23 protein-coding genes and 1 tRNA gene are annotated in these 25365 nt (G+C 46.4%); 14 read left to right on the plus strand and 10 right to left on the minus strand.

All coding sequences use genetic code 11. The annotated features are described in order from the left end of the window. The first annotated feature begins 88 nt into the window (after positions 1 to 88). From K5X84_RS03190 to K5X84_RS03200, 3 genes are all read left to right on the plus strand, one after another. Complete coding sequence (locus tag K5X84_RS03190) at positions 89 to 2044, plus strand: S9 family peptidase (protein WP_222236651.1); 1956 nt, start codon at positions 89 to 91, stop codon at positions 2042 to 2044. Positions 2045 to 2152: 108 nt separating this feature from the next. After that, complete coding sequence (locus tag K5X84_RS03195) at positions 2153 to 2722, plus strand: FlgO family outer membrane protein (protein ID WP_222236652.1); 570 nt, start codon at positions 2153 to 2155, stop codon at positions 2720 to 2722. Positions 2723 to 2734: 12 nt separating this feature from the next. After that, positions 2735 to 3322: a FlgO family outer membrane protein gene (locus K5X84_RS03200; protein ID WP_222236653.1), complete on the plus strand. Its 588-nt coding sequence runs from the start codon at positions 2735 to 2737 to the stop codon at positions 3320 to 3322. 45 nt (positions 3323 to 3367) lie between these two features. On the opposite strand, the gene K5X84_RS03205 is transcribed toward K5X84_RS03200, so the two are convergent. The 5 genes from K5X84_RS03205 to K5X84_RS03225 all read right to left on the minus strand — a co-directional run bounded on the left by K5X84_RS03205 (position 3368) and on the right by K5X84_RS03225 (position 7031). Beyond that, a complete protein-coding gene (locus tag K5X84_RS03205; RefSeq protein ID WP_222236654.1) occupies positions 3368 to 4090 on the minus strand; it encodes a DUF1499 domain-containing protein in 723 nt (240 codons plus the stop codon). 83 nt (positions 4091 to 4173) lie between these two features. Continuing rightward, positions 4174 to 4965, minus strand: coding sequence for a DUF547 domain-containing protein (locus K5X84_RS03210; RefSeq protein WP_222236655.1), 792 nt, complete (start codon positions 4963 to 4965; stop codon positions 4174 to 4176). Positions 4966 to 4976: 11 nt separating this feature from the next. Further along, positions 4977 to 5375 (minus strand): hypothetical protein, encoded by a 399-nt coding sequence (locus K5X84_RS03215; protein ID WP_222236656.1) that lies wholly within the window; start codon positions 5373 to 5375, stop codon positions 4977 to 4979. Positions 5376 to 5423: 48 nt separating this feature from the next. Continuing rightward, entirely contained in the window at positions 5424 to 5963 is a 540-nt protein-coding gene (locus K5X84_RS03220; protein WP_199495004.1) for a carboxymuconolactone decarboxylase family protein, read from the minus strand. Positions 5964 to 6107: 144 nt separating this feature from the next. Beyond that, positions 6108 to 7031 (minus strand): AraC family transcriptional regulator, encoded by a 924-nt coding sequence (locus tag K5X84_RS03225; protein ID WP_222236657.1) that lies wholly within the window; start codon positions 7029 to 7031, stop codon positions 6108 to 6110. A 206-nt stretch (positions 7032 to 7237) separates the two neighbouring features. On the opposite strand from K5X84_RS03225, the gene K5X84_RS03230 reads away from it, so the two are divergent. The 11 genes from K5X84_RS03230 to K5X84_RS12570 all read left to right on the plus strand — a co-directional run bounded on the left by K5X84_RS03230 (position 7238) and on the right by K5X84_RS12570 (position 22697). Next, a complete protein-coding gene (locus tag K5X84_RS03230; protein WP_222236658.1) occupies positions 7238 to 9547 on the plus strand; it encodes a TonB-dependent receptor in 2310 nt (769 codons plus the stop codon). A 9-nt stretch (positions 9548 to 9556) separates the two neighbouring features. Continuing rightward, positions 9557 to 11698 carry an FAD-dependent oxidoreductase gene (locus K5X84_RS03235; protein WP_222236659.1) on the plus strand — a complete coding sequence of 714 codons (2142 nt, stop codon included), beginning with the start codon at positions 9557 to 9559 and terminating at the stop codon, positions 11696 to 11698. A gap of 1 nt (position 11699) precedes the next feature. After that, the gene (locus K5X84_RS03240) at positions 11700 to 12779 is read left to right on the plus strand and encodes an ABC transporter substrate-binding protein (protein ID WP_222236660.1); all 1080 of its coding nucleotides are present in this window, start codon (positions 11700 to 11702) and stop codon (positions 12777 to 12779) included. Further along, entirely contained in the window at positions 12758 to 14377 is a 1620-nt protein-coding gene (locus tag K5X84_RS03245) for an ABC transporter permease subunit (RefSeq protein ID WP_222236661.1), read from the plus strand. The genes K5X84_RS03240 and K5X84_RS03245 overlap by 22 nt, the downstream gene beginning before the upstream one ends. Beyond that, on the plus strand, positions 14361 to 15014 hold the full coding sequence (locus tag K5X84_RS03250; RefSeq protein WP_222236662.1) for an ATP-binding cassette domain-containing protein: 654 nt from the start codon (positions 14361 to 14363) through the stop codon (positions 15012 to 15014). The genes K5X84_RS03245 and K5X84_RS03250 overlap by 17 nt, the downstream gene beginning before the upstream one ends. Further along, positions 15007 to 15642: a CDP-alcohol phosphatidyltransferase family protein gene (locus K5X84_RS03255; protein WP_222236663.1), complete on the plus strand. Its 636-nt coding sequence runs from the start codon at positions 15007 to 15009 to the stop codon at positions 15640 to 15642. The genes K5X84_RS03250 and K5X84_RS03255 overlap by 8 nt, the downstream gene beginning before the upstream one ends. Next, positions 15635 to 16438, plus strand: a complete 804-nt coding sequence (locus K5X84_RS03260; protein WP_222236664.1) for a sterol desaturase family protein — start codon at positions 15635 to 15637, stop codon at positions 16436 to 16438. Before K5X84_RS03255 ends, K5X84_RS03260 begins: the two co-directional genes overlap by 8 nt. A gap of 83 nt (positions 16439 to 16521) precedes the next feature. After that, entirely contained in the window at positions 16522 to 17322 is an 801-nt protein-coding gene (locus K5X84_RS03265) for an alpha/beta fold hydrolase (RefSeq protein WP_199493140.1), read from the plus strand. Between the two features lie 14 nt (positions 17323 to 17336). Continuing rightward, positions 17337 to 18581 carry a sensor histidine kinase gene (locus tag K5X84_RS03270; protein WP_222236665.1) on the plus strand — a complete coding sequence of 415 codons (1245 nt, stop codon included), beginning with the start codon at positions 17337 to 17339 and terminating at the stop codon, positions 18579 to 18581. Continuing rightward, positions 18571 to 20232 (plus strand): sensor histidine kinase, encoded by a 1662-nt coding sequence (locus K5X84_RS03275; RefSeq protein ID WP_222236666.1) that lies wholly within the window; start codon positions 18571 to 18573, stop codon positions 20230 to 20232. Before K5X84_RS03270 ends, K5X84_RS03275 begins: the two co-directional genes overlap by 11 nt. 17 nt (positions 20233 to 20249) lie before the next feature. Further along, positions 20250 to 22697 carry an EAL domain-containing protein gene (locus K5X84_RS12570; RefSeq protein WP_054491209.1) on the plus strand — a complete coding sequence of 816 codons (2448 nt, stop codon included), beginning with the start codon at positions 20250 to 20252 and terminating at the stop codon, positions 22695 to 22697. Here the strand turns inward: K5X84_RS12570 and K5X84_RS03295 are convergent. The 5 genes from K5X84_RS03295 to flgM form a co-directional block, all read right to left on the minus strand. Further along, a tRNA-Arg gene (locus K5X84_RS03295) sits at positions 22659 to 22732 on the minus strand. The two genes, K5X84_RS12570 and K5X84_RS03295, sit on opposite strands and share 39 nt — an antisense overlap. Before the next feature lie 40 nt (positions 22733 to 22772). Then, on the minus strand, positions 22773 to 23936 hold the full coding sequence (locus K5X84_RS03300; protein ID WP_199493135.1) for a flagellar assembly protein FlgT: 1164 nt from the start codon (positions 23934 to 23936) through the stop codon (positions 22773 to 22775). A 94-nt stretch (positions 23937 to 24030) separates the two neighbouring features. Then, positions 24031 to 24510 (minus strand): LPP20 family lipoprotein, encoded by a 480-nt coding sequence (locus tag K5X84_RS03305; RefSeq protein ID WP_222236667.1) that lies wholly within the window; start codon positions 24508 to 24510, stop codon positions 24031 to 24033. A 57-nt stretch (positions 24511 to 24567) separates the two neighbouring features. Continuing rightward, on the minus strand, positions 24568 to 24930 hold the full coding sequence (gene flgN / locus K5X84_RS03310; RefSeq protein WP_244994820.1) for a flagellar export chaperone FlgN: 363 nt from the start codon (positions 24928 to 24930) through the stop codon (positions 24568 to 24570). 38 nt (positions 24931 to 24968) lie between these two features. Beyond that, a complete protein-coding gene (gene flgM, locus K5X84_RS03315; protein ID WP_199493131.1) occupies positions 24969 to 25292 on the minus strand; it encodes a flagellar biosynthesis anti-sigma factor FlgM in 324 nt (107 codons plus the stop codon). Positions 25293 to 25365: the final 73 nt, after the last annotated feature.

The following is a 25365-nucleotide window of genomic DNA, read 5'->3' on the forward strand; positions in this document are numbered from 1 at the left end:
ACCTGGAACGTAGAGTGTTAAAAGAAGTATCAAAGCCCTTCATACGTGAGGGGCTTTTTTCTTTGGATTTAGCTTCAAGAGTTTAGTTATGAAAAAAATACTATGCTTATTGCTTTGTTTTGCGCCGCTTCAGGCTATTGCAGATACTTCTGATAAGAGTGTTCTGGAAGACTATGCAAAGCATGCTCAGTTTATGAATATCAAAATATCTCCACAGGGTAACTATTTAGCAGCAACATCCCGCACCCCGGAAGGTAGTATTAATTTAACGGTACTGGACGTCAATAATCAGGAAGTGTTGTCGGTTACTCAGGGGCGCGGAAAGGAATCTGTTAGTGACTTTAACTGGGTTAGTGATGAACGCTTGGTTATGTCGATGGCACGGGAAGTCGGCTCTTACGAAACTCCTTTTGCCACCGGAGAAATTTTTGCCATGGATGCCGATGGCGGAAATCAAAAGATTCTGACCGGCTGGCGCTCTGACGGTTTGAAGCAATACGCGCGAATTATTGATTTATTACCTGATGAGCCTGATCAGGTAATGATTTACTCGACGTCAAACAGTGCGAGTGAGCCCTATGTCGATATTTACCGTTTGAAAGTTGACAGCGGGCGAGTGAAATCAGAAGGTCGTATACCAGTTCGTCGCTATGAGGGAACGAATGTTCAAGTCTATCTAGATGATGACGGTGTAACTCGTCTTGCTACTGGGGAAGAACCGCATAAGGCCAATGAAAAAGTTATTATGACCCGCCCGGGTGCTAATAAAGAATGGAAGGAAGTCGCTCGCTTTGGTCAAAAAGAGGGTAATTTTCTCCCAATTGATATTTTGCCTGACGGTAAAACAGCTGTGGGTTTAAGTGATGTTGTGACGGATACGAATGCCCTTACAACAATGAATCTGGCGACAGGTGAAATTAGCGTAATGGCTGAACACCCCGAAACCGATCTTTCGCCAATAATGAGCATTCGCAATGGTCGCGCAAATGAGGTTATTGGAGCAGCTTATGAATACGATAATATAGACACTGTCTTTTTTACCGATATCGAGGATGAATACTTCGCGAAAGTTGTACAGAGTCTGACAAACGCATTTCCTAATGCGAGTGTGAATATAAACTCGGCAACTTTAGATAACTCTAAAATTGTTTTGTCTGTTTCATCAGCTAACCATCCGAGAGAGTTTTACTTATTTGATGCAGAAAAGCGCGCATTGTCTTTGATCATTAAATCAAAGCCATGGCTTGATAAAGAAGAGATACCGCAGACTGAGATCATCAGTTATAAAGCCCGCGACGGACTGACAATAAAAGCATTACTGACTCTGCCAAAGGGCCAAAAGGCAGAAGATTTGCCCTTAATCCTGCTTCCTCATGGCGGCCCTCATGGACCTCGAGATTCTCTGACAGCACTTAATCCTGACGCTAAAGTACTTGCTGAGCATGGTTACGCGGTACTACAGCCAAACTTCCGAGGCTCAGGTGGTTATGGGCGTGAATTTCTCCAGTCGGGCTATAAAAACTGGGGGACGACCATGATTAACGACATGACAGACGGTGTCATGCACGTTGTAGAAGAGGGCATTGTCGATAAGGATCGGATGTGTGTGTACGGTGCTTCGTACGGTGGTTATGCTGCTTTGATGACCGTGATACGCGAACCCGATTTATACAAGTGTACTATTGGTTTTGTTGGCGTTTATGATCTGAATATGATGTTTAAAGAAGGTGACATACCTGAGACAGAATCTGGCCTAAACTACCTGGACATGGCTTTACCTAATACGGAAGAAGAGCGTAACGCTCAGTCTCCGGTTCATTTGGTTAATAAGTTAAAAGTACCTGTATTTATCATTCAGGGCGGTAAAGATGTTCGTGTTCCACCAAAGCAGGCGTACGCATTACGTGATGCTTTGGAAGAGCGTGATCACCCGTATGAGTGGATGTTTAAAGACAGCGAAGGGCATGGCTTTTATAAGCCGGAAAACAACATCGAGCGTTGGACTCGGATGTTGACCTTCCTTGATAAGCACATTGGCGAATAGTCACTGTAATAGCCAGAGCGGTATGGAGTGCCGCTCTGGATTATATCTAAACCTTAGCTAAAACTGGCCGATAACAAAGCATGAACTGAATTAACTAAGGTGAGTGTTATGGTTTATCGGCTTCTCGCTAGTATTGCGCTTAGCACGCTGTTTTTATTTTTTCCGAGCAGTGCTCAGGCCCATGTCTCAAACCCACACGAGACTATTGCAGATGATTTAGCGGCCCAGTTAGCGGACCAACTGGACGCTGACATTAAAGCCTACCCAATGTCTCAACTTGGTATTACTCGTTTGGTTTTAGCCGAAACACTCGAACAACCTGAGCATGGCGACTCTCTCTATCAGTTAAGTCATCAGTTGAGCGAGGGCCTATATGCACATCTTGAAGAGCGCGACATACTGTTAGTTGAGTTCAGAGCACAAGACTATATCAGCATAAGTCAAAGAGGGGCTCTGGCACTAAGCAGAGACGCCGAGACACTAAATCAGAACCCGAACTTAGACTGGATGCTGGTGGGAACACTCTCACGTAAAGACAGTGGTGCTATGGTCAACCTGCGTATTATTGACCGCAGAAATCAGCAGGTTTTGGCTGCTGCGAACCGTTACGTTCCTAAGCATTTATATTGGCCTAACAAACAGTCTGAAATGGTCAATGGCCGTTTGCAGCGCAACTAAGAGGTTTTGATAATGAAAGTATTTTTAACAACATTACTCACACTTACTTTATCCACAGCCTGCACTGTTTTACCGGCTAAGCAGCCAGTTGCGCATGATAACGCCGAAGAAAAGAGCTCTGATGTTTATCTGCAACCGGGCAGTGCCAAGTTTACCGCAGAGCTGGCGCAGCAATTAGTAGACAACGCCAGTATTAAACTGGAAGAAGCACAGGTTGGTGTTACGCACTTGGTTGGCGTTACCAGCCAGTATGATGAGAGCTCAGCTTTGAGTCAGGTACTGTCAGAACAACTGATGCTGGAACTGCATCGCCGTAACTGGAATGTTATGGATTTTAAAACAACGGACTTTATACGCGTTACCAGTAACGGTGACTTTGCGCTAAGTCGGGATTATCTGGAGCTGGACGAGATCATGCCAATTTCTCATGTTGTGGTGGGGACTTTATCCAGACATCGTGACGGCATAATGGTTAACACGCGTTTAGTCGACATTAACTCTAAAAAAGTTGCTAGCGTTGCCCAGGTGTTTTTACCTGAATCTGCTGTACGACAGTTAGATGAAAATGATGGTCAGCCGTTACTTAGAAAAGCGCCATAGAAGTCATTGGGCCTGTCGGTTATCCGCCAGGCCCATTCTGTTAAATTATCGCAGCTCAGGTTTTAGCTGAGATAAATATTCGCGGATACGATCAGCGTTTTTACCAACATCACTGCGTCCAACACGAGACTTACTGCGAATATCTAACTCACTGCCGTCTGCTGTAGCACGAATCCGGATAACAACGTCATCCTTAAAGCCAAACCAGGTGGTAGTGGCAGTGGCCTCAATACGCCCTTCGGTTTCTGAGCTGTCGACTAACTCCCATCCCATTTTATCAACGGCTAATAAAGCGGCTGAAAAAAGTTCATCCGGGGACTCCAGCGACTCATAAGTTGTGAGTTCAGGGTAAGCCTTGCGTTGTTGTTTTGCGGTATCTTCGCCAGCGTATTCAGCCGGGTTAGATGCGTCAGCACGCAATGGCGCAATAGCGACAAACTCCGGTGGGTTTTGTGTATCGGTTGTAATGTCGTGAATTGCGGGAACGTTCTGAGCTTTTAAGTACTGGCTGAAAGGCATATAGAACGCAAAGCCGCCGGCAATAATTGCCAGACCGCTAAGCCCTGCCACAAGCCCCTGTGGGCGTCTAATTAAGTACCAAATAATATTAAGAACAAAGGTTGCTGCACCAATATAGGCCGCCCAGCGGAGCATTAAAAAAGCCGTTCCAAGCTCGGCAGTGCCGCTTTTATATAAAGGCCCCGATATGGCAAGGAGCACCACAGACAGTAACCCGAAAACAATAAACAAACCGTGTAACGCTTTCATAGAGCAATCCCCTTAATAATGTTGACTGATATTACGTCACTATACCGGTTTTGGGTCAACGAGAATTTAACAGTTTTTAAACGTCAGCGATTATCTATACTGTTTAATGTCCAGTTGTAGTCAACAAAGCGAATATCTAAGCTTTGTTGTTTCATTTTTTCCTTTTGTGCGGGGTCATCAGAAAGCGCACTGATGTATTCTAAAAGATAGTCTTCAAGTCCGTTGAAGTCGTCTCGATACCAGTCAAAAATTTTAGACAAATAAATGCCTTTGTCATCAATACCATTTTTGTCACGATCATTTAAAAAGGTGAGCATTTGGTCGTCTAACTGGGTATTCAGGTTTTCAGCTGAAAAGGCTTCAGCACGAAGTTTGGGGCAACTGATAGCGGCACAAACTAAGGCGGCATGTATTCGTGGTTCGTCAAAGTCGACTCGAATTTTTTCATGTTCAACCCAGTCCAGCGTGCGCCTCTCTCCTAGTAGCGTGAAAAAAGACTTTTCCCACGGTGTAGAAAATAATCCACCCAGATCGCGAATGGACTCAGCTTCACCTGAACGAAACTCCTCAATATTGTCGACGATAAGTTTTAGAGTAAAGCCGTTGTATGCGTTGATTAAAAACGCAAGCTGCTGTTGGCTAGCCCAGCTTTGATACATCGGTTTTTCTACGGCTGAAAGTGCATCCAGATAGGTTTTAAGCGGCTCACTGTTTTGAGCTAATTGATTGTAGTTAACCGCAGACTTTAAGTTGTTGTCATAGACTACGACATGCCTGTCTAACACTTGAGTAAAATTTTCATGCGAGTGGTCAAATGACTGCGCGAACGCAGCCATTTGAAACACAACGCCTGTAATAAATACGAGTATTCGCATTGGCGGCTACCTTAAAGACTGAGTTTGGTATCGTAGTCGCGCAGTATAAACAACGCAACACAGGCTGCCAGCATAGGCCATGCAGCAAAAAACAGAAGATTATTAAAGGCATCCAAGTATTGCGGGAATGAAGAAAAAGTCGATACCGCGTGTAAAATCAAAATGAGTCCGTAGGTTATTTTCTTCCATAGGCCGGCTAAAAAGGTCAAACATAATACAATTTGAAGGCCACCCAGAATTGCAGCCAAAGTGGCTGATAATCCGCTGATACCATAAAAACCTTCGAATACTGCGGCGGTATGTCCCGGGTTTACAAATTTATCTAACGCCCAGACAAACATTACAATGAAAATACCAACCCGCAGGGCAAGCAGCGCCCACGGGAGTTTTTGTTCGAGTGATTGGCTCATAGTTGTTTCCGTTGTTGGTTTTTGCACTTCACCTAATGTAACAACAGGCTACGCAAACTTCTTAAAGGGTTCATCAATAGGCGTCTGTGCAATATGGTTGGTAAAGTTACTCATGGTTTTCTGAGCAATACCTAAGATCACTTCCAATGCCTGACGCTGTCCGTAACCGGCTTCATAAAAGGACTCAAGCTCACTTTCACTGGCGTTTCCCCGTTTCTTAAGCATTACCAGGGTAAACTGGCGTAACGCCTCTAGCTTATCGTCGTCTAAAGCTTTACCCGCTTTGATATTTTCTGTTATTGAATCATCGGCGCCCATATTTTTGGCAATAGCGGTATGGGCAGGAACACAGTAATGGCATTCATTGAATACATTAATGGTTTGCCAAACAACGGTTAACTCGTTTTCGTCAAAGCTACTATTCACAAAAAGCTCGTGTACTTGCTGGTAGGCTTCGAGAATACCGGGCGCTTCAGCCATAACGGCGTGCAAGTTTGGAATCATACCGAAAGCTTTCTCTGAGCCTTCTAGCAGCTTTTTACTTTCCTCCGGCGCTGACTCTTTGTCGTGTCGTTTAAAATCACTCATACTTTACTCCTGACGTTTTGAGTTTTATTGAATAGGTGAGTATCAATATAGAATAAAAGCTCAAAAATAAAAGAAGGCAGATGTCAGCTTGAGTGTTTTAGTCATACAGACAGGTGTTTCTGTTGTGAGTTATAAGCGAGTTAGCTAGGGGTGATAGTTTTGACGATAATCCGCAGGAGAGAGACCTGCATACTTTTTGAAAAAACGGCTAAAAGCGGTTGCCGACTGATAACCGAGCTGCTCTGCAATTAAGTCCAGCGGTAGCTGCGAGCCATTGAGTAACATTCGCGCTCTTTGTAGTCGAAGCTGATCGACGAGTTTTTTGGGCGTCAGGCCAGTTTTCTTGATGCACCGTTCTGCAAATGCACTGACCGACAAATAGGCGAGTTCTGCCAGGTGTTCTACTGACCAGTCTGCTCCGGGTTCGTCAATTATCGCAATAACCACCGAGCGTAACTGGCGATCATTGAGCGCCGCTAAAGGTCCATTGAGAGACTCGCCTTGATCAATAACTTGCCGCAGCAGGTTAAGAGTAAGAACGTCACTGAGTCGACTAATTACGGTATGGTATCCGGGGGCTTGTTGAGTTGTCTCAAATCTGATCATCTCGATAATATGTGACAACTGCTGGTACTGGTCTGCTTGCTTCAGAATGAGCCAGGGCGGCAGTAGTTGAAATAACGTGTCATTTGCTCCCGGAGCCGATTTTACATCGTAGCAGACAACACCATATTGTTGATGGTCGGGCTGACAATACTGGGGAATATCTGATTCATTGATATCGGATGGGATCTGAGTCTCACTCAAAAAGTGTGAAACCCCTTTATTCACGAAAATGATATCGGATGCACTGAGCTTTACAGGGGCGACGGAAGAATCGGGAAAGCCAAACCAGCAATCTCCTTTTGTGACAACATGAAACGCAACTTTTTCCGGCCGTTTGACCATTAGAGTCCAGTCTCCGCAAAGGCCTGACTCGAAGTGGAGTTCGGTACCCTGCGCTACTTGCTCTAGCAGTTCATTTAGGGCTTCCGTTGTTTGAGTTGTGTGTTCTGTTGTTTTTGTCATTCCGTTATCAATTCAATTAGTTAATACTGGCTATTATGCTTGATGCTAGTTGGGAGTAAAGATTTAGCAGCTTTGCTTTTACTTCCGGTGACTTAATTGAGAGAAAAACGATCTTATTGTTAATGAAAGGCGTAATCGACTGGCGCGGCTAATAAAAGTTTTTAGTGCTACTTGGCAAATACAAAGTGTTAATAAGGAAAACAAGAATGAAAAAGTGGTTGTGGCTAGGTTTATTACCTTTAACGGCGGTTGCACAAGAAAAGCCAATGGAAGTGATAGAGGTAATTGGTCGCGATGACTCAGGGGTGGTATTACCCTCTGAAGAGTCAACCGAAGGCTTATTTGGCTTAGCTGAAAGCTTGCAGGATATTCCGCGCGCCGCCACCGCAATTAGTGGCTCGTTAATGGAAGAAGCCGCAATTAACGACTTACATGACATTGCTCGTTTTGCGCCAAATAGTTTTGCTGCGGCGGGCTTTGGTAGCCCGTCATTACCGACACTTCGGGGCCAGCTGGGCGAGCTCTATGAAGCAGGTATGCGCCGTCAGGCCGGGAATAATGGCCTGGGAGTTCCTATGTCATTTAACGCCATTGAAAGTATCGCTGTGGTTAAAGGCGCGCCGCCGGTCATGCTTGGCACTTCGCAGCGCGTTGGCGGCTTTGTGAATTTGCAGCCTAAAACGGCTCGTGTGACTGAGTCAGACTCGACATTAAAAGCGCAGTTTGGCGAGTGGAGTCAGCAACGCTTGCAGCTTGACCACAACTGGGTGTTAGAAGAAAACGAACAGGGTCTGCGCATTAGCGCTGAGTATGTGGATGAAGACAGTTTTTACGATTACCACCATCATCGCAGTGACGATATTCTGCTAGCGTACAAGTTTGCCCCGAACGATGATACACAGCTGGATGTCTCGCTTGAGTATTATGACGTAGAGTGGACAGATAATGCCGGTATCAACCGGCCAACTCAGAATCTCATCGACAATAACCTGTACATTACGGGGCAGGGCGTTCAGCCAAATGGTTCACAGGTTCCGGGTGCCGGCGCGGTTATCAGCCCCACCGGAGAAGTGGAAATTGACCGCAGCACCACGCTGACGGATCCTCTGGACACGAATACTGCTGAGACGACATTATTGCATGCCAAACTTCAGCACTGGCTGAACGACGATATGGTGTTGGTTAACCGTACCTACTATCAGTACTTAACCCGAGAAGGCATTAACCAGAACAGTTTTGTCGAAATTATTGATGACGCGCATACCTTCGAAAATCGGACCGAACTTCACATTAATAAGAAGACAGTGGTGGGTGTGAATTTGCGAGTTAACGACGTACTTGGTTATAGCCAGTTTACGACCGAGGCGGATAATCCTATCGACTTAACCGGGCCTGTCAGTAACCGCCGAATTCCTTTAACCGATGAGCAGCAAGCTCGCTTAATTGAGCTACGCCCGGGGTTATTTGTATCACCAGGTAGTCAGTACGATATTAATGGTGATGGTGCAGGTGATTTCAATTTATCGGACACCACAGATTCAACCAGTTACCAATGGGGCGCTTTCGCTCAACACGAGTTGGATATCACAGACAAATGGCGCATTACGGGTGGGGTACGAGCCGATTATTATGATGTAGAAGCTGAAGACCCAATAGCTCCGCAGGGCGTTGAAGCTGCTAATGATACCTACAGCGACTGGTTGACGGCCGTTAGTTTATCAACACAGTACAACTGGACGCCCGAGCTTATATTCTATGCTACAGCTTATGAAAGTGACTCGACGTCGAACTCAATGGCCGGAGGGACTGTATTGAATGCGTCTGGCCAAATCGATGCGCAGAACTTTGCGACAGAGAACTCGCTTTACGAGCTGGGCGTGAAGTACGCTCCGGGTGATACGCGTTGGTACGCCGACGCCGTGTTTTTTGACCAAAAGCGCAGTTTGCGGAATCGTGATGGGTCGAACAGCGGTATTCGCACCGAGGGTTTTGAGACCCAGTGGCACTATAGTCATGAAGCGGGTTACTGGTTAACTCTGGCCGCCAGCTATATTGATGCGCGTTGGGACGACTCAGCAGCCTCACAGGGAACAGGTCAGATAGCCGATGCGTTTGATGACTCACGGCCCGACATTATAGAAGGTACGGGTGCAGGCTCTCCGAACTTTACTTTATTCCCGACTTCTAATCAGCAGCTTCAGGGTATTCCGGAAGTGCAGGCTTCGGCTGTTGCCGGCTGGCAGGTTACGCCTGAGTGGTCAGTAGGTGGTGACTTAAGCTATACCAAGCATTATCCGTTGGATTATCTGCAGACCGTATTTATACGTGATCAGCATACCTTAAACCTGAACGCGCGGTATCGGTTTACGCCGCAGTTAAGTGCCCGCATTGACGTGTTTAATGCAACCGATCAGGACAACTGGTCGCCGGTATTTGAAGGCGGTTATTTTGGTGCAACCCTGGCTTTTCCGTCGCAACCTAGACATGCCCGTTTAAGCGTTAACTACAGATTTTAAGGAAGCTTTATGTCAGCCAAGAAGCTGTTGCTATTACTCGTTATTATTACGCTGTTTGTCAGTGCATTTGCGTTCGACCTGACACAGTATTTATCGCTTGATGTTTTAAAAGAAAAGCAACAGCAGCTAAATCAGCTTTTCGTTGATTACCCCTTTACTGTCTTTGCAGTTTATTTTGTTATTTATGTAGTGACTACGGCCTTATCTTTGCCTGGCGCAACCATTCTAACTTTGGGGGCCGGCGCTATATTCGGGCTCGGCTGGGGTTTGCTTCTGGCAAGTTTTGCAGCGTCCTTTGGTGCCTTTCTGGCTTTTTTAAGCGCCCGCTTTATTCTGCATGACTGGGTGCAGGAAAAATTCGGTGATCGCCTAACAGCTATTAACCGCGGCATGGAGCGAGACGGCGCGTTCTACTTACTGAGTCTGCGTCTGGTTCCGCTGTTCCCGTTTTTCGTTATTAACCTGGTTATGGGCCTGACCAAAATAAAGGCGTGGACTTTTTACTGGGTCAGTCAGGTGGGCATGTTACTGGGTACCGCTGTGTACGTTAATGCAGGAACCCAGCTGGCTCAAATATCCAGTCTGGGGGATGTTGTTTCTGCGGACTTAATTGGTGCCTTTGTCTTACTGGGAATATTCCCGCTAATTGCTAAAGCTGTACTGGCCTTTTTGAAACGCCGTAAGGCATTTAAAGGTTATAAAAAGCCCAAGTCTTTTGACAATAACCTGGTGGTTATAGGTGCCGGTTCAGCCGGGTTAGTCAGTGCTTACATAGCGTCAGCGGTAAAAGCAAAGGTTACGTTAATAGAAAAGCATAAAATGGGCGGCGACTGTCTCAATACCGGATGTGTGCCCTCCAAGGCTTTGTTACACGTAGCGGAGCTTGCTCACAATGCACGCAATGCCTCTCGCGTTGGAGTGAGTGTTGGAAAGGTGTCGGTCGATTTTAAACAAGTGATGCAGCAGGTACAGTCGGTCATTAAGGACATTGAACCGCACGACTCGGTTGAGCGTTATACCAAGCTGGGTGTCAATGTTGAGCAGGGGGAGGCTCGTATTGTTTCGCCCTGGGAAGTCGATGTAACAAGTAACGGGGAAACAAAGCGCATCACCACCCGCAGTATTATTATTGCAACCGGAGCAAAGCCATTAGTACCCAGCTTTGAAGGCTTGGATAAAGTTGATTACTTAACCTCGGATACATTATGGGAGTTAGAAGAGCTGCCTAAACGCTTATTGGTACTGGGTGGCGGTCCCATTGGTTGTGAGTTGTCACAAGCGTTTCAGCGTTTAGGTTCGCAGGTCATTCAGGTGGAAATGGCTGATCGGCTTATGGGTCCGGAAGACAACGACACAGCCAGTCTGTTGAGTGAGCGTTTAAGTGCTGAAGGTATTGATATTAAATTGAACCATAAGGCCCTGCGATTCGAGCAACACGATGGCGAATCGGTTCTAATTGCTGAGCATGATGGGCAAGAAACTCAGTTGCCGTTCGACAAAGTGATTATTGCATTGGGTCGGCAACCTAATATCTCCGGCTTTGGATTAGAGGAGCTGGGGGTACAGACCAATAAAACAGTCAGTACCAATGAACTGCTTCAGACTAACTTTCCAAACATATACGCCTGTGGTGATGTTGCCGGGCCTTACCAGTTCACCCATGTGGCATCGCATCAGGCCTGGTATGCTTCAGTAAACGCGTTATTTGACCCCTTTAAGACATTCCGTGCTGACTATTCTGTTATCCCTTGGGTAACTTATACTTCGCCGCAGGTAGCCAATGTGGGCCTAACTGAGCAGCAGGCCGAGAAAGCAGGTAAGGCGTACGAGGTGACTGAATACGATATTGGCGATTTGGACCGTGCTATTGCCGATGACAATGCTTTTGGTCGGGTGAAAGTTCTGACCAAACTCGGTAAAGACGAACTGTTGGGTGTGAATATTGTTGGGCCGCAGGCCGGAGAGCTGCTGGCGGAGTATGTGCTGGCAATGAAACATGGTATTGGTCTGAATAAAATATTGGGTACCATACACAGTTATCCGACACTCTCAGAAGCCAATAAATACGTTGCCGGAGAGTGGAAGCGCGCCAACGCCCCGCAGAAGCTGCTAACATGGGTTGAGAAGTTTCATCGCTGGCGCCGGAGTTAACATGCGTTTTATAGCAGCCATCAGTTTATTGTTTGTGACACTTTTTGCCACCTCACCGTTGAAAGCGAATGAGGTGAACTTTTATGCCTGGGGTGGCTCATCGGAAGTAAACAGTTACTTACGTTGGGCTCAGAAAGAGCTAAAGGCTGAAGGTATTCAACTTCGCCACAATAAAGTGGCCGATGCCTCAGAGGTGGTTAAGCAATTAATTGATGGACGCTCCAATGCCGACATTATCTGGATAAACGGTGAAAACTTTCACGCACTGAAAAAAGCCGGAGCCTTACGTCCCATTGCCGATGAAATTAAAGCGTTAAATAACGTCAGCCCTGAACTTAACTGGCAGAGCGATTTTGGTGAACCGGTTGAAGGACTGGAAGTGCCCTGGGGTGTCGGGCAGTTTAACCTTATTAGTCGGCCCGGGCTTTTCAGCCAAAAAGCAGTGAGTGCAGAAGCATTACTGAACGCTGCGTGGGAAAATAAAGGTCGTATCAGCTACCCTAAGCCGCCGGACTTTCATGGCACCACCTTCTTAAAGTCATTGCTGTTGTCATTGTATCCGCAACAGCGTGAAGTTTTTCAGCAGCCAGTAAGCAAAGTTGATGCGAATGAATGGACTAAGCCTTTATGGCGCTATTTAGACAAACTGCATCCACTATTGTGGCAGCAGGGTGAAAATTTTCCGTCGTCAGCCGGAGAACAAATTTCTTATCTGGCGAATGGGCAGTTGTTAATGGCGGTCAGTTTTAACCCTAATGATTATCAAACCTTAGTTAATCATGGGCGATTGCCGGCCGGTGTTGAGCGCCATACGTTGTCAGATGAAGCCATAACCAATAACCATTATCTGGCCATTCCGGTCAGTTCGAATAATGCCGAAGCTGCAAAGGCGGTCATCGAGTTCCTGTTGTCTGAAAAGGCGCAGCAAAGAAAAGCCGATACCAACCGCTGGGGCGATCCTTCCGTTTTAAAACGCACGCAAAAAGGTGATAAAAGCTCTGCGTTACTCGAACCTACCGATGACTTTCATGCCAGCTGGCAGAATTATCTGGAGCGGGAATGGTCCGCGCGTTATCAATAGCGGTCTGGTTACTGCTGATTATTCTGCCAGTCGGCAGCGGTGTGCTTTTCCTGCTGTTAACATCACTTGATGCAAAAACCGGGGTTAGTTTAGCGGCATTCAGCGAACTCATATTGGACTACGAGTCGATACTATCAAGCTTTGTTATTGCGGTTGTGGCGCCTTTTGCGGCTTGCTATCTGGCACTTTGGATGGCGCCGGGCATACTCCGTAAACCACGCTTACAACAGTTACTGTCACCTTTATTGTCTATTCCGCACGTGGCTTTTGCTGTTGGGCTTATGCTGTTAATGAGTCCGTCGGGCTGGCTCATACGTCTGGTCGAAGCTGTCAGCGGGGTTTTCCCTGCGCCGCCGGCTGGCTGGCCTTTACCGGAAAAGTCCTTAGTGACCGTTATAATTGTACTGACTTTAAAAGAGCTGCCGTTTTTGTTGTTGATGATATCGGCTCAGTTAAAACAATTACCGGTTAAGTCCTGGCTTGTCCAGGCGCAGAGCTATGGTTATAGCGAACGCCAGGCCTGGTGGCGTATTGTTACGCCGGAATTATTGCGCCGGATGACACTTCCTATGGCCGCAGTGATCATTTACTCATTGTCTGTGGTTGATATCCCTTTATTGGTTGGTAGTAACACGCCTGCCGTACTGGCTCAGCGAGTTTACGAGTGGACCTTTCAGTTTGCAGCCGATAGTCAGATAAAAGCAATGACAGGTGCCTGGGTTCTGTTAGCAATGGCTTTGTTTTTACTCTTAATGAATTCAAAGCATTCTGTTCTTTATCACCGTTTAGTACTGGGGAAAAGCGCGGGCACGCCAGAGCGATTTAATTCGGACAAGGCCAGCCGCTATGCGTGGGGCTTTTTAGGCCTTTTCTCGTTTGGCGTTATTGCTGTTTTAGCGTTACAAAGCCTAGCCTCAAGCTGGTTTTATCCGGATTTATGGCCGGCTGCTTTGAGTCCTGAGCGCTGGCAAACGGAGTGGAGTTACCTGCTGGAACCAACGGTTCACAGTTTTTGGCTGGCGTTACTCAGCGCAACTACCGGAACTATAGCCGCAATGGTTTTACTGCAAAGGCAGAGACAAAAAGCGGTTAATTCATTTTACTGGCCGGTTCTTATTGCTTTGTTAATTCCGCAGGTGCCATTGGTATTAGGCTGGCAACGAGTGCTTGGCCAACAGTTAACTGAAGGTTGGCAGCTTTGGTGGGTGTTCTGGTCTCATGCCGTATATACTTTGCCTTATGCTTATTTAGTCTTACATGGCGCTTATACCAGCTTTAACGAACAATGGTTGATTCGGGCACAAAGCCTTGGTTACTCGGCACGGGCAGCCTGGTGGAGAGTTATGCTGCCAATGCTAAAACAACCGGTTGCCATTGCTTTTGCTGTTGCGTTCTCAGTCAGTATTGCTCAGTACTTGCCAACTCAATGGTTGGGGCAAGGAATTACGCCTACTTTAACCACCGAAGCGGTGAGTGTGGCCAGTGGCGGAGACTGGCGTATAGGCAGCCTTTACGCACTGCTGCAGATGTTATTGCCTTTATTGGTCTTTATCGCTGTAGGGGGTATCAGGAAGGGAAGTTATGCTGAACATTCGTGATCTTAAAATTGAGCTGCTGAGAGACGATCAGGCAGAGTTTTTATTTCAGCTGGATGAATTAACCGTTGGAAAAGGTGAAGTCGTGACATTAATGGGCCCCAGTGGCGTCGGTAAGTCAACTTTATTACGCTGGGTTTTGGGAGAACCTCTGGTTAACTTTCGTATTCAGGGACAGTTAAGCTTAAATGGAGAGGGCATCAGCGGTAAGCCTATTGCGCAGCGTAAGCTAGGCATGATGTTTCAAAAAGGTGGCTTATTTCCCCATTTGACGATTGAAGAGAACTGCCTGTTTGCTCAAAAACCGCGCTCTAATTTGCACCGCATTGAACAGAAAGAACGCGCCTTAACCATGCTGAAAACCTTGGGTCTTGACGATAAATGGGCCGTTTACCCCGACAGCTTAAGTGGAGGACAGTATGCCCGCGTTGCTTTACTGTGTTCATTGCTGGCAGAGCCGCAAGCTATGTTACTGGACGAGCCCTTTTCATCGTTAGACGCAGGCCTGCGTGAAGACGTCAGACAGTGGACTTTTGCACTATTACAGGAAAGGGAAATTCCAACTTTACTGGTGACTCATGATATTGCCGATGCCTGCGGGCGAGTGATTGAGATGAGAGGAGAAAGCGTTAATGTTTGACCCTAAAATACTCCCTGTTACCCGCAAAGTTCTGGATATACCAGCGAGACTCTTAGTACGCGCCGGAATCAGTGCTGATCAGGTCACCGTTGCTGGCTTTTTCATTGGTTTACTGGCGGTTCCTTTACTGGCTTTCCATTATTATGAACTGGCACTGGTCGCAATTTTAGTGAACCGGGTATCTGACGGTTTAGACGGGGCGGTGGCAAGACGTACGCAATTAACCGATGCCGGTGGCTATATTGATATCGTGCTGGATTTTATTTTTTACAGTGCGGTGGTGTTTGGTTTTTTACTGGCTGTGCCAGAACAAAACGCCATAGCCGCCGGGGTTTTGCTTGTTACCTTTATGGGAACCGGCGCGACTTTCTTAGCTTTTGCCAGTGTGGCCGGTAAACGTGGCATTGAAAACCCGGACTACCCGAATAAGTCGTTGCACTATATGGGCGGCTTAACCGAAGGCTTTGAAACCATTATGGCTTTTGTGGCGTTTTGTCTGTGGCCCCAACACTTTTCAGTGCTGGCTTACGTGTTTGCTGCCGCATGCTGGATTACCGCAATAACGCGTATTGTTGCTGGTTATCGGACATTAAAGCAGCCCGTAGCGGCGGAGGAGCATAATGTCTGAAACTATCTGGCGTCTAAGCGTTTTTATTGGTGTCTTACTGGTTATGGTTTTATGGGAGTTTCTCGCGCCAAAGCGAAAGCCGCGCTACAGCCGTAAACAGCGTTGGCCTGCTAATCTGGCTATTGTTGCGGTTGATACCGTACTGCTGCGAGTTATCGCACCTGTCGGTCTCACAGGTATTGCTTTGTGGGCATCAGAACAAGAGTGGGGGCTGTTTCATTATTTAAGCAGCACTGCCGGCAATGAACTCCCGTTTTGGTTTGTTGTTCTGGTTAGCCTTGTAGCGCTGGATATTGTTCTTTATTGGCAGCATCGGCTGTTTCACCGTATTCCTGTGTTATGGCGTATGCACCGGGTGCACCATGCCGATCCTGATTTTGATGTAACCACCGGTTTGCGTTTTCACCCCGCAGAAATTGTTCTCAGCTTTTTTATCAAGGCTTCTGCCATTCTTGTGCTGGGTGCACCGGCACTGGCTGTTATTGTATTCGAAATTATTCTCAACGCCTGTTCTTTGTTTAACCATGGCAATGTTGCGTTGCCGACGCCTCTGGAGCGAGCTGCGCGTAAAGTTCTGATCACCCAGGAGTTACATCGTATCCACCACAGTGTTGAAAAAGAAGAGACCAACAGCAACTACGGGTTTAGTGTCAGTTGGTGGGATCATCTGTTTGGCAGTTTTACTTCAAAGCCTAAGGCGGGTTCTGATCAAGTCGATATTGGTTTAAAAGAATATAGAGATGCGAGTATTACGACGAAACTTTGGGGACTTCTGAAAATCCCTTTTCGCAATTAACCTCAGGCTCCAGACTTATCTTGCCTTACTCGTTAAACTTTGCTATCAAACCTTACATTGTATGTTAAGAGATTGTAAAAAGTATGGACCGGCGGCAGATAGCAATACGGAATAACGTCCGGATCCGCGGCGAAGGAAGTAAAGCATTACTTTTCGCTCATGGTTTTGGTTGTGAGCAGCGTATTTGGGAGCCGGTCATTGAAGCACTTCCGAACAGTTATAAGGTAGTGACTTTCGACTATGTAGGCTGTGGTGAATCGGATTTTAGTAATTACATCAGTAAACGTTATGACTCACTGAAAGGCTATGCGCAAGATCTCACCGAAGTCGTTCAAACGCTTGGCTTAACCGATATTACTTTAGTTGCGCACTCCGTCAGTGGGAGCATTGCGTCTCTGGCGTATCCCGAGCTTGTCAATAAAGTATCAAAAATAGTCATGCTAAATCCTTCACCACGCTATATTCATGACTTGCCCTCTTATGAAAGTGGCTTTAGTCGTAGTGATGTTGATGAATTAATGGTTTTAATGGAGCAAAACTTTTTTCAGTGGGCCGAATATATGAGCCCTAAGGTTATGGAGAATAGTGATACCCCCCAATTAGCTGAAACTCTGGAAAACTATTTTACTGCCGGCGACGCTCAGTTAACGCGCAACTTTGCGAAAGCAACTTTCTATTCAGATGTAAGAGACACCTTACCCAAACTAAAATGCCCGGTGCTTATTTTGCAAGCTAAGGCTGATATTGTTGTGCCGTTAAAAGTATCCGAGTACATGGCAGAAATACTGCCTTTAGCTAAGCTTGTGGTTATGGATGCTCGTGGGCATTACCCACAACTGAGTGCCCCAAAACTTGTGGCGCAGTACATTAGTGAATTTGTTTAAACGGTAAAATGGAAATGGCTGACTATGGAAAGGAAAAATGGCCGGTTTTGGCGCTGGAATGCGAACTTGAACAGCTTCTTGTTACAGAGGTGAGCGATCGCCTTTGCCTGTGTCTTCAGTTAGCTCCTAAGGAAATCGTTGGAAAACCTTTGGGTGAGTTACTAACACCTGCATCCAGGCTTTATTTTCTTTCAGCAATTGAACCTAATTTAAGGCAGGGAAACGACTGCGAACAAGTGACGCTTTATTTAAAAACGGCGGACGGTCCCCGAATGTTCGTTGCAAATGCAGTTGTTGATGATAAAAAATGCTTTTCTCTTATTCTAATGCCGGCAGACAGGCATTTAATATTGGAACGCCAGCTGATCCGCGAACGAGATCAGACCCAAGAAATTAATCAGGAACTTGAACGTCGGGAACAAGAGTTACTTCAGCAACGTGCCCTCAAGTCTGAGTTGCTGAGTAAAATGGAGTCGGTGAGTTCAGAGCTTTTGCAAACGGAAAAGCTGGCCGCACTGGGTCAATTAGCCGCAGGTATTGCGCATGAAATCAATAACCCGGTGGGGTATATACGTTCAAACTTGAATACTTTAAGCCAATACAGTCAGAAGCTATTAGATTTCATCCATAAAAACCAGAATATTAGCGCTGCACAGAAAGAGTCCGTTGATTTGGCTTTTTTGGAGAAAGATTTACTGTCACTGCTCAATGAAACCAATGAAGGCATACAGCGAATTACTCAGATTACCCGAGCACTTACCCAGTTCACCCGAAGCTCGGGGTTACAGGACTGGTGTGACATTCATAAGCAGATTGATACAACCTTACGGGTAATGAGCGGTGAGCTTCGGCGTAAAGTTGATATAAGCCGAAACTATCTGCCGGATTTACCGCTTGTCTACTGTGACCCGGCTAAGGTCAACCAGGTTTTAATGAATGTCCTGTTAAATGCAGCAGATGCAATTGAGCGTTTTGGCGTTATCCGCATAACGACCAAATGTCACAGTGGCCAAGTCGAAGTGATTATTGAAGACAATGGTTGTGGTATGAATGAAGAAACCGCCAGAAAAGCAATTGAGCCTTTTTATACCACTAAGCCTGAGGGCGAGGGTACTGGCCTTGGTTTGTCAATTAGTTACAGCATTATGAAAAGTCTTGGTGGGAGCTTAAGGATCTCCAGCGAATTAGGAGAGGGAACCCGAATTTATTTGGCTTTCCCCGTCCCGGCAAATAACTCCGAGGATGAGCATGGAATATAATTGGTTACCGATGGTTGCCCGCAGTTACTGGCGTTCTTTGACTCTGGCGTGCTGGTTATGGGGGAGTATTGGCTGCTTCGTTATTAGCGTGGGTCTGGTCAGCGTTAGCTTTCGTATGTCATTAACCGATGCTTTATTGGCTGCTGGCGTCGGCGTCGCTGGTGTTGTGTTTTCTTACTTTCGGCGGCTTCGTCTTTTTATTCATCGTCAACGGGTTATTTGCTGGATAATAGCCGGGTTCTGTTTTCTGTTAAGTGGCTGGCAACTGTATTTTGCTTTTCAGACAGATTTATACGTGTTTCCCGGTTTTTTAGCCGCTATAACCGGAGTTGGACTCATTTTCCTGCCCTTTTTCACGGTTTCTAACAACTTGCGCAAAGACGGAAACTGGTTATGGATAATGCTGTTACTTTATATCCTTGCGAGCATTTGGTGGTTTTATGCGCTAAACCAGACTTTGCATGGTGCCAGTGTTTTGCAGGACTCTGTCCCCGGCGTTATCTTGGTAGGGCATTTTCTCATTTTGACCATGCTGTATATTTGCCGGGATGTTATTTTGAACTTCCATCAGCTGACCTCTCAGCGAGACAAAGCGTTGGAAGAACTCCATCGTTCAGAGCAACATTATCGCTCGCTGTTTGATCATAACCCCAATGCCGCTTTTTCATTAGATTTATCCGGTCGTTTTACCGACTTGAACAAATCAGGTGAAAATTTTCTGGAAAGAGAGAAAGATAAAGTGGTTGGTCAGCATTATGAGAATGTTCTTGCGTCAAATGAGCTGCCTCGTGTTGCATTGTTTTTCGATAAAGCACTGAAGGGTGAGCCAATGCATTATGAAACAGTTATACAGAGACGCTCAGGTGAACGGCTTAATTTAAGCGTCAGTAATATCCCAATGCATGAAGACGGTAAAGTTGTTGGTGTTTTCGGTATAGCGCAAGATATTACCTCAATTAAGAAAACCTACAGTGAGCTGGAGCAGGTCAACGACGAGTTACAAAATTTTGCGGCCGTCGCCTCGCATGACCTGCAGGAACCTTTAAGAAAAATTGTGAGTTTTGGTGAGCTGTTAAAGCAGTCGGAATTAAAAGAGCAAGAGAGGGATTATCTGGAGCGAATGGTTTCAGCATCTCGTCGTATGCAGCAACTCATTGCAGAAATACTTGAGCTGGCAAAACTAGGCCGGGACTCTTTAAAACTGGAACCTGTTGATTTGAATGATATTGCCAGTCAGGTGTTGGAGGAGCATCAAGCAAAGCTTTCAGCTATGGGGGCTCAGGTCGAAATAAACCTTAGGCATAGGCTAACCGCTGATGCTAAATTACTTGCGCGGGTGTTCGATAATTTATTGACCAACGCAATAAAATACGCCAGAAAAGATAGAAAGTTAAAAATAGAGCTATATTCTACAGCAACAAGTGCCGATAGAGTCACTATTGCGTGTTCAGATAACGGTATTGGTATTGAAGCAACTTACCATCAATCGGTTTTCCGTCCGTTCAAGAGGCTGCATTCTCGTAGTGAGGTACCCGGAACGGGAATGGGGTTAGCTATTGTTAAGAAAATTATCGATCTACATAACGGAGAAGTCAGTTTAACAAGCCATATTGGCCAGGGGACGACCTTTAAGCTCGTTTTACCGAAGTAACTTTTGCTGGAATGATTATGAATTTATCCGTAACGGAAGCACTGAATATTCTGCTGATAGAAGATGACGCAGACGATTACATTTTGACTCGTGATTTGTTATTAAAAGGCGCGCCTGAATACCAGCTTAGCTGGGTGAAGTCGAAGCAAGAAGCTATAGAAAAAGTTCAGCAAGAAGACTTCGATGTCATTCTGTGTGACTTTCACCTTGGAGCAGATGACGGACAAGCAATTATTGAGTGCTTGCGAGAGAACCATGTAGAGACTCCGGTTATTTTTCTGACCGGGCAGGGTACGGATGACCTGAGTAAAAGAGCCATTCAGTTAGGTGCAGAAGATTACCTGGAAAAATCCGAAGTCACGCCGTTGGCTTTAAAGAAAAGCATTTATTACACATTGGAACGGCGTAACTACCAGCGAGACTTATTAGACAGTCAGCTGACTTTCGAATACTTGCTGGAAGACAGCTTGCAACCGGTTGTTTTAGCCGATCACAACCGAGTGATTATGTATGCGAACCCTGCGGCAGAGAAACTTCTTTTGCAAAGCAACGCAGAGCTCCGCGGACGCAAGTTGCCTTTAGAGTACAGTAGCAACTATGCCTTTAGTCATGAAGCCACTCTCAATTTAGCTGATGGTAAGCAAAAACGAGTGCGACACTATAGCATTCAGACATACTGGCAGGGGCAGCCGGTTCGGTTAGTGCATTTTGAGGATATAACCAACCGTATTGAGCTTGAACAGAAAGTGGCCTTTTTTGCTAACCACGACACTTTAACCGGCTTGCCTAACCGAGTTCTGTTAGCTGATAGACTGCAACAAAGCCTAACCTTGTGCCGACGTAACGACGTTGAGTTGGCGGTTGTTTTTATTGGTCTCGATGGGTTTAAACCAATTAATGATACTTTGGGTCACACAATTGGCGACAAGCTGCTGCAGGCAGCTGCCGAGAGATTGAACGAGTGCCTTCGGCCCGGCGATACTTTAGCCCGCATGGATGGCGACGAGTTTGTTGCTGTTTTGCCTGAGCTGAGTCACTCAAGTGACGCTGTGGTAGTCGCCGAGCGTTTAATTAAGGCGATGCAAAGTCCGTTTATGATTGATGACAGTGAGCTGCACCTGTCGGCAACGGCGGGGCTTGCAATAACCAACAGCTACAATGAAGACCCGCTTAAGCTGGTACAGCAGGCGGATATCGCGATGTACGAAGCCAAGCGTTTTGGAAATGGAAGTTATCAATGGTTTGATCAGAAGCTCGATAACCAGGTTTCTAAGAACCTTAAGATACGAAACTCTTTGCAGGCTGGTATCGAGAAGCAAGAATTTGAGTTGTTTTATCAACCACAGTTTTACCTTTCTAATGGCGAAGTTACGGGGGTGGAAGCGTTGATCCGCTGGAATCATCCGGAGCTGGGCATGGTCTCACCCGATGATTTTATCGAAGTTGCAGAGAATACGGGTCAAATTGTCCCTTTGAGTGGTTGGATTTTACGGCAGGCCTGTAAAGACTTTCTTCTGCTGGCTGCCAAGAGAAGTACACTTACTACGGTGTCTGTGAATATCTCTACGGTTCATATTTTGCGGTCTGAGTTTGTTGATACGGTGCGGGAGGTCATTACAGAAACCGGAATTAAGCCGGCACAGCTGGTGCTGGAAATTACGGAATCTGTCTTTATGCGGAACCCCGAGCTGGCCATTAGTAAACTCCATGAGCTTTCTGAGCTGGGTGTTAAAGTGGCGTTGGATGATTTCGGCACAGGCTACTCAAGTTTAAGTTACCTAAAAAACTTACCCGTGAACCTGCTAAAAATTGATCGTAGCTTTGTCAATGACATGGTTTCAAACAGCCATGACTCGGCGATTATTGAAGGGATCATTTCTATGGCCCATCATCTGGGACTGGAAGTATTAGCCGAAGGGGTTGAAACCAGCGCGCAACAAGAATACTTACGTCGATGCCACTGTGATGCGATGCAAGGCTTTTTGCTCGCGAAGCCAATGGCCAAAGAGCAAGTACTGAGCTTTCTGCAAGACTACCGTAGTAACATCAATGAGAAACTCAAAGAGCACGAGCGTCAGGCTGTTCTCATTGTTGATGATGAAGAAAATGTCCTGAAGTCGCTTCAGCGCCTGCTGAGAAGAGACGGCTACCATATTTTTACGGCGTCTAATGCTGAAGAGGCTTTTAATATATTGGCGCATGAGCCGGTGGATGTTGTGATTTCTGACCAACGGATGAGGAATATGCAAGGCTTAGAGTTTCTGTCGAACGTGCGAAATATGTACCCCGACGCCGCCCGTATTGTACTGACTGCTTATAGAAACGAGGATGCTTTAACTCAGGCAATTAATGAAAGTGAAGTGTATCGGTTTTTAGATAAACCCTGGGATGACGAGGTGTTACGGCAGACGGTAAGAAACAGTTTGCGTCCCCGGCAGGAGTCGAACCTGCGACCTTTCACTTAGGAGGCGAATGCTCTATCCAGCTGAGCTACGAGGACGTGCCCGCGATTATGCCAGAAGCTGTCGCGGGTTTCACCCTCAGTTAACCGGCACCACCCAGTCGTTCACCTGAATATTATGTAACATATTTCCTTTAGTCAGCTTAGCAATAGCCGTAGATTGCTGCACTTGGGAAACTTCCACCTCAAATTCACTCACCTGCCATTTCTGACGGTAACGGCCCTGATCATCGGTAAAGTGACTGGGCTGAACAACTTTAAGCTTATCGCCCGGGCTTACGCCGTGTTTTTCACCCAAATTAAACTGAAGCGTTTTTTCATCGACGGCAATAATTCTGGCTCGTACCGGTTTGCAAACTACCTGCTCTTTCACACCAGAGGCTAAATCGCGCAAGCCGCTGTCTAGTGCGGCACCGAAGGGCTCGTTCCAAAACTGTGCTGTGGCAACATCAACATCGATGTTGCGATCAAAAGTCCAGGGCTGAGTGTCTTCGACTCGTGCGCGGGTAACCAGTTGTCCGGTTGTCGCATCCAGCAGGTAAAGCGTTAAGGCGTAGTGGCGGTTTGGATCGCTGGACCAGAACCAGTTAGAGCTGGTGTCCATCATGGCTAAGTCGTCAAACATACCAAAGACAACAAACTGACTGTCGTTGGCTAAACCGAGGCTACGAGCCATGCGGCCCAGCTCTTCCAGGTTAAGGCCATTCAGTGCTTGCCCAAGCCCCGCGTGTCGCTGCAAGGTATGAGAAATATGTAGTTGGCTGCCGACACCGCCAAGCTCACGCGCTAAACGCTCTGCGGCAACTTCTCCAATTTCCCAGATTTGTCCCCAGGTTCCATGGGCGCGATCGCGCAATTCAAACGGGACGATAGTAACGGAGTTTTTGTAACTGCTTCGAGTGCAGTCGCCTTCGCGGTTCCAGATGTCAGCTCGCAGCAGGACAATAACGCGGTCATCACGAACTTCTTCGCGAACAATAGTGACTTGGTCCACGTTACCCTGACTGCTCCATTGGGTTTCAGTGTTTCGTAATACGCCGTCAACCACTTGTTGAATACTGGAGATATTTCCGCCAGAAGTGAGAAGCGCTTGTTGCAGCGCATTTTCTATAGCTTTTTGACGTGCTGCATCGGTATCGCCGTTTATAATGCGGGCGGTACCCTGGGCTTCTACCCAACGTGCTTCGCTCGGCATAGCGATAAAGAAAACAGAAGTGATCAGCAGCAGGGTTTTCCAGTTCATGGTGTTATGCATCCCAAGTGTCAGTTTTTAGTCGTTACTTTGCTATTGGAATTAGCTGCAAAAACCCTGCCATGTTGAAAGAGGAAATCAGAACCTAGTAATAAACAACGCGCTTCACTTTTTGCTGGCGGTTTGTACTCTGATACAGGCGATGTACTTTCTCAAAATCCAGACGTAGTTCAGTCGCGTAATAATCGCCAACCGTGTAGGTTTTTACCACTTCGGCACCACGAATAACACCGTCAACGGAAGCCTGAAAGCTGTCCTGGTTTAACGCCCAGTCTTCAACTGAACTACCACCGGCAATACGTTGACCATACACTTGTTCGGCCAGCTCGCGATAGGCCGCAAGTTTGGAGGCACGCATAGCGTTCAGATCTTTTAGCTGAGCGTTTTCGCCTTGCTGAGTTTCGATAGGAGCGTAACCAACCGCATTCAGAACCGGGAATTCATCCGGGGTCTGAGTTTCCCACTCAACGTGTTTTTGATCATACGCTAAGTTGTTGTAAGCACTACATCCGCTTAATAGCAGTGCAGATGCGAGTAACGCGAAAGAAAGTAGATGCTTAGCCATAACGACCTCTGATAGAACAAAGTACTTATGGTTGTAACGGCTGAATGGCAGAAATCTTTAGCGGATTTTGCCTTTACTATCGTAGGTGAGGCTGTCTTTTCGTGCAGACTGTAAAATGGTTTGTTTCAACTGGTCGATACTATTCAATGTTGACTGTACCACCTGCTCGTTGACCTGGCTTTGGTGCTGGACGTTACTCAGGGTGCTTTTTATTGCGGCAACGGCTTCGGCCAAATTGGGATCATCTTTGAGCTGTTCTTTATCGGGGTGTTCGGCAAGCTGTTGGTCGAGTTGATTAACTCTGGCCAGGGCTTTTTCTTTTGCTTCTGTAATGGCATTTACATCAGCGTGTTGGCGGTCAACTATGGCGTTTAGCTCACGTTGCTGTAACAACGCAAGGGTATCTAGCGAGTCCGCCATTTCCTGAAGGAGCTCATTGACAGGCGCCAACACGGTCATTATTCGTTATTGCCGTTACTGAACAAGTCAGATTCAAATTGAGCCAGTTTATTCGCTAACTGCTCAACATTTATTTTGTATGAACCGCTTTCAATATCCGCTTTGATCTTGTCAACTTTGGCTTGATCAATTCCGCTGCTGTTCATGGCTTTTTCTTGTAAACCACCCAGTTGCTGCGCTTCACTTGTTAAAGAAACGGCTTCTCCGCCTTTTTGCGAAACCGATGCAGGCTTGCCCGGAGCATCGTTCTGCACTTGGCGATTACTGGATTTGCTGTCAATGTTGGCATTTTTCAGCCCGGCATTGTTAATATTAATTGGCATTGTGTTTAGCCTCGCTAGATAAAGTCTCTCGGTTACTTATCGACCGTACTCAAAAAAACTTAAGTAAATATTT

The sequence above is a fragment of the Idiomarina abyssalis genome, from assembly GCF_019797805.1.
In the GTDB taxonomy this organism is placed as follows: domain Bacteria; phylum Pseudomonadota; class Gammaproteobacteria; order Enterobacterales; family Alteromonadaceae; genus Idiomarina; species Idiomarina abyssalis.

Excerpts from the sequence above, each read along its gene's own strand:
- K5X84_RS03210 (WP_222236655.1), bottom strand. The coding sequence starts at position 4,965 with ATGCGAATACTCGTATTTATTACAGGCGTTGTGTTTCAAATGGCTGCG.
- K5X84_RS03260 (WP_222236664.1), top strand. The coding sequence starts at position 15,635 with ATGTCTGAAACTATCTGGCGTCTAAGCGTTTTTATTGGTGTCTTACTG.
- K5X84_RS03300 (WP_199493135.1), bottom strand. The coding sequence starts at position 23,936 with ATGAACTGGAAAACCCTGCTGCTGATCACTTCTGTTTTCTTTATCGCT.
- K5X84_RS03230 (WP_222236658.1), top strand. The coding sequence starts at position 7,238 with ATGAAAAAGTGGTTGTGGCTAGGTTTATTACCTTTAACGGCGGTTGCA.
- K5X84_RS03275 (WP_222236666.1), top strand. The coding sequence starts at position 18,571 with ATGGAATATAATTGGTTACCGATGGTTGCCCGCAGTTACTGGCGTTCT.
- K5X84_RS03190 (WP_222236651.1), top strand. The coding sequence starts at position 89 with ATGAAAAAAATACTATGCTTATTGCTTTGTTTTGCGCCGCTTCAGGCT.
- K5X84_RS03305 (WP_222236667.1), bottom strand. The coding sequence starts at position 24,510 with ATGGCTAAGCATCTACTTTCTTTCGCGTTACTCGCATCTGCACTGCTA.
- K5X84_RS03265 (WP_199493140.1), top strand. The coding sequence starts at position 16,522 with ATGGACCGGCGGCAGATAGCAATACGGAATAACGTCCGGATCCGCGGC.
- K5X84_RS03245 (WP_222236661.1), top strand. The coding sequence starts at position 12,758 with ATGGTCCGCGCGTTATCAATAGCGGTCTGGTTACTGCTGATTATTCTG.
- K5X84_RS03225 (WP_222236657.1), bottom strand. The coding sequence starts at position 7,031 with ATGACAAAAACAACAGAACACACAACTCAAACAACGGAAGCCCTAAAT.
- K5X84_RS03195 (WP_222236652.1), top strand. The coding sequence starts at position 2,153 with ATGGTTTATCGGCTTCTCGCTAGTATTGCGCTTAGCACGCTGTTTTTA.
- K5X84_RS03240 (WP_222236660.1), top strand. The coding sequence starts at position 11,700 with ATGCGTTTTATAGCAGCCATCAGTTTATTGTTTGTGACACTTTTTGCC.
- K5X84_RS03200 (WP_222236653.1), top strand. The coding sequence starts at position 2,735 with ATGAAAGTATTTTTAACAACATTACTCACACTTACTTTATCCACAGCC.
- K5X84_RS03270 (WP_222236665.1), top strand. The coding sequence starts at position 17,337 with ATGGCTGACTATGGAAAGGAAAAATGGCCGGTTTTGGCGCTGGAATGC.
- K5X84_RS03220 (WP_199495004.1), bottom strand. The coding sequence starts at position 5,963 with ATGAGTGATTTTAAACGACACGACAAAGAGTCAGCGCCGGAGGAAAGT.
- K5X84_RS03250 (WP_222236662.1), top strand. The coding sequence starts at position 14,361 with ATGCTGAACATTCGTGATCTTAAAATTGAGCTGCTGAGAGACGATCAG.
- flgN (WP_244994820.1), bottom strand. The coding sequence starts at position 24,930 with ATGGCGGACTCGCTAGATACCCTTGCGTTGTTACAGCAACGTGAGCTA.
- K5X84_RS03255 (WP_222236663.1), top strand. The coding sequence starts at position 15,007 with ATGTTTGACCCTAAAATACTCCCTGTTACCCGCAAAGTTCTGGATATA.
- K5X84_RS03205 (WP_222236654.1), bottom strand. The coding sequence starts at position 4,090 with ATGAAAGCGTTACACGGTTTGTTTATTGTTTTCGGGTTACTGTCTGTG.
- K5X84_RS03235 (WP_222236659.1), top strand. The coding sequence starts at position 9,557 with ATGTCAGCCAAGAAGCTGTTGCTATTACTCGTTATTATTACGCTGTTT.
- flgM (WP_199493131.1), bottom strand. The coding sequence starts at position 25,292 with ATGCCAATTAATATTAACAATGCCGGGCTGAAAAATGCCAACATTGAC.
- K5X84_RS03215 (WP_222236656.1), bottom strand. The coding sequence starts at position 5,375 with ATGAGCCAATCACTCGAACAAAAACTCCCGTGGGCGCTGCTTGCCCTG.
- K5X84_RS12570 (WP_054491209.1), top strand. The coding sequence starts at position 20,250 with ATGAATTTATCCGTAACGGAAGCACTGAATATTCTGCTGATAGAAGAT.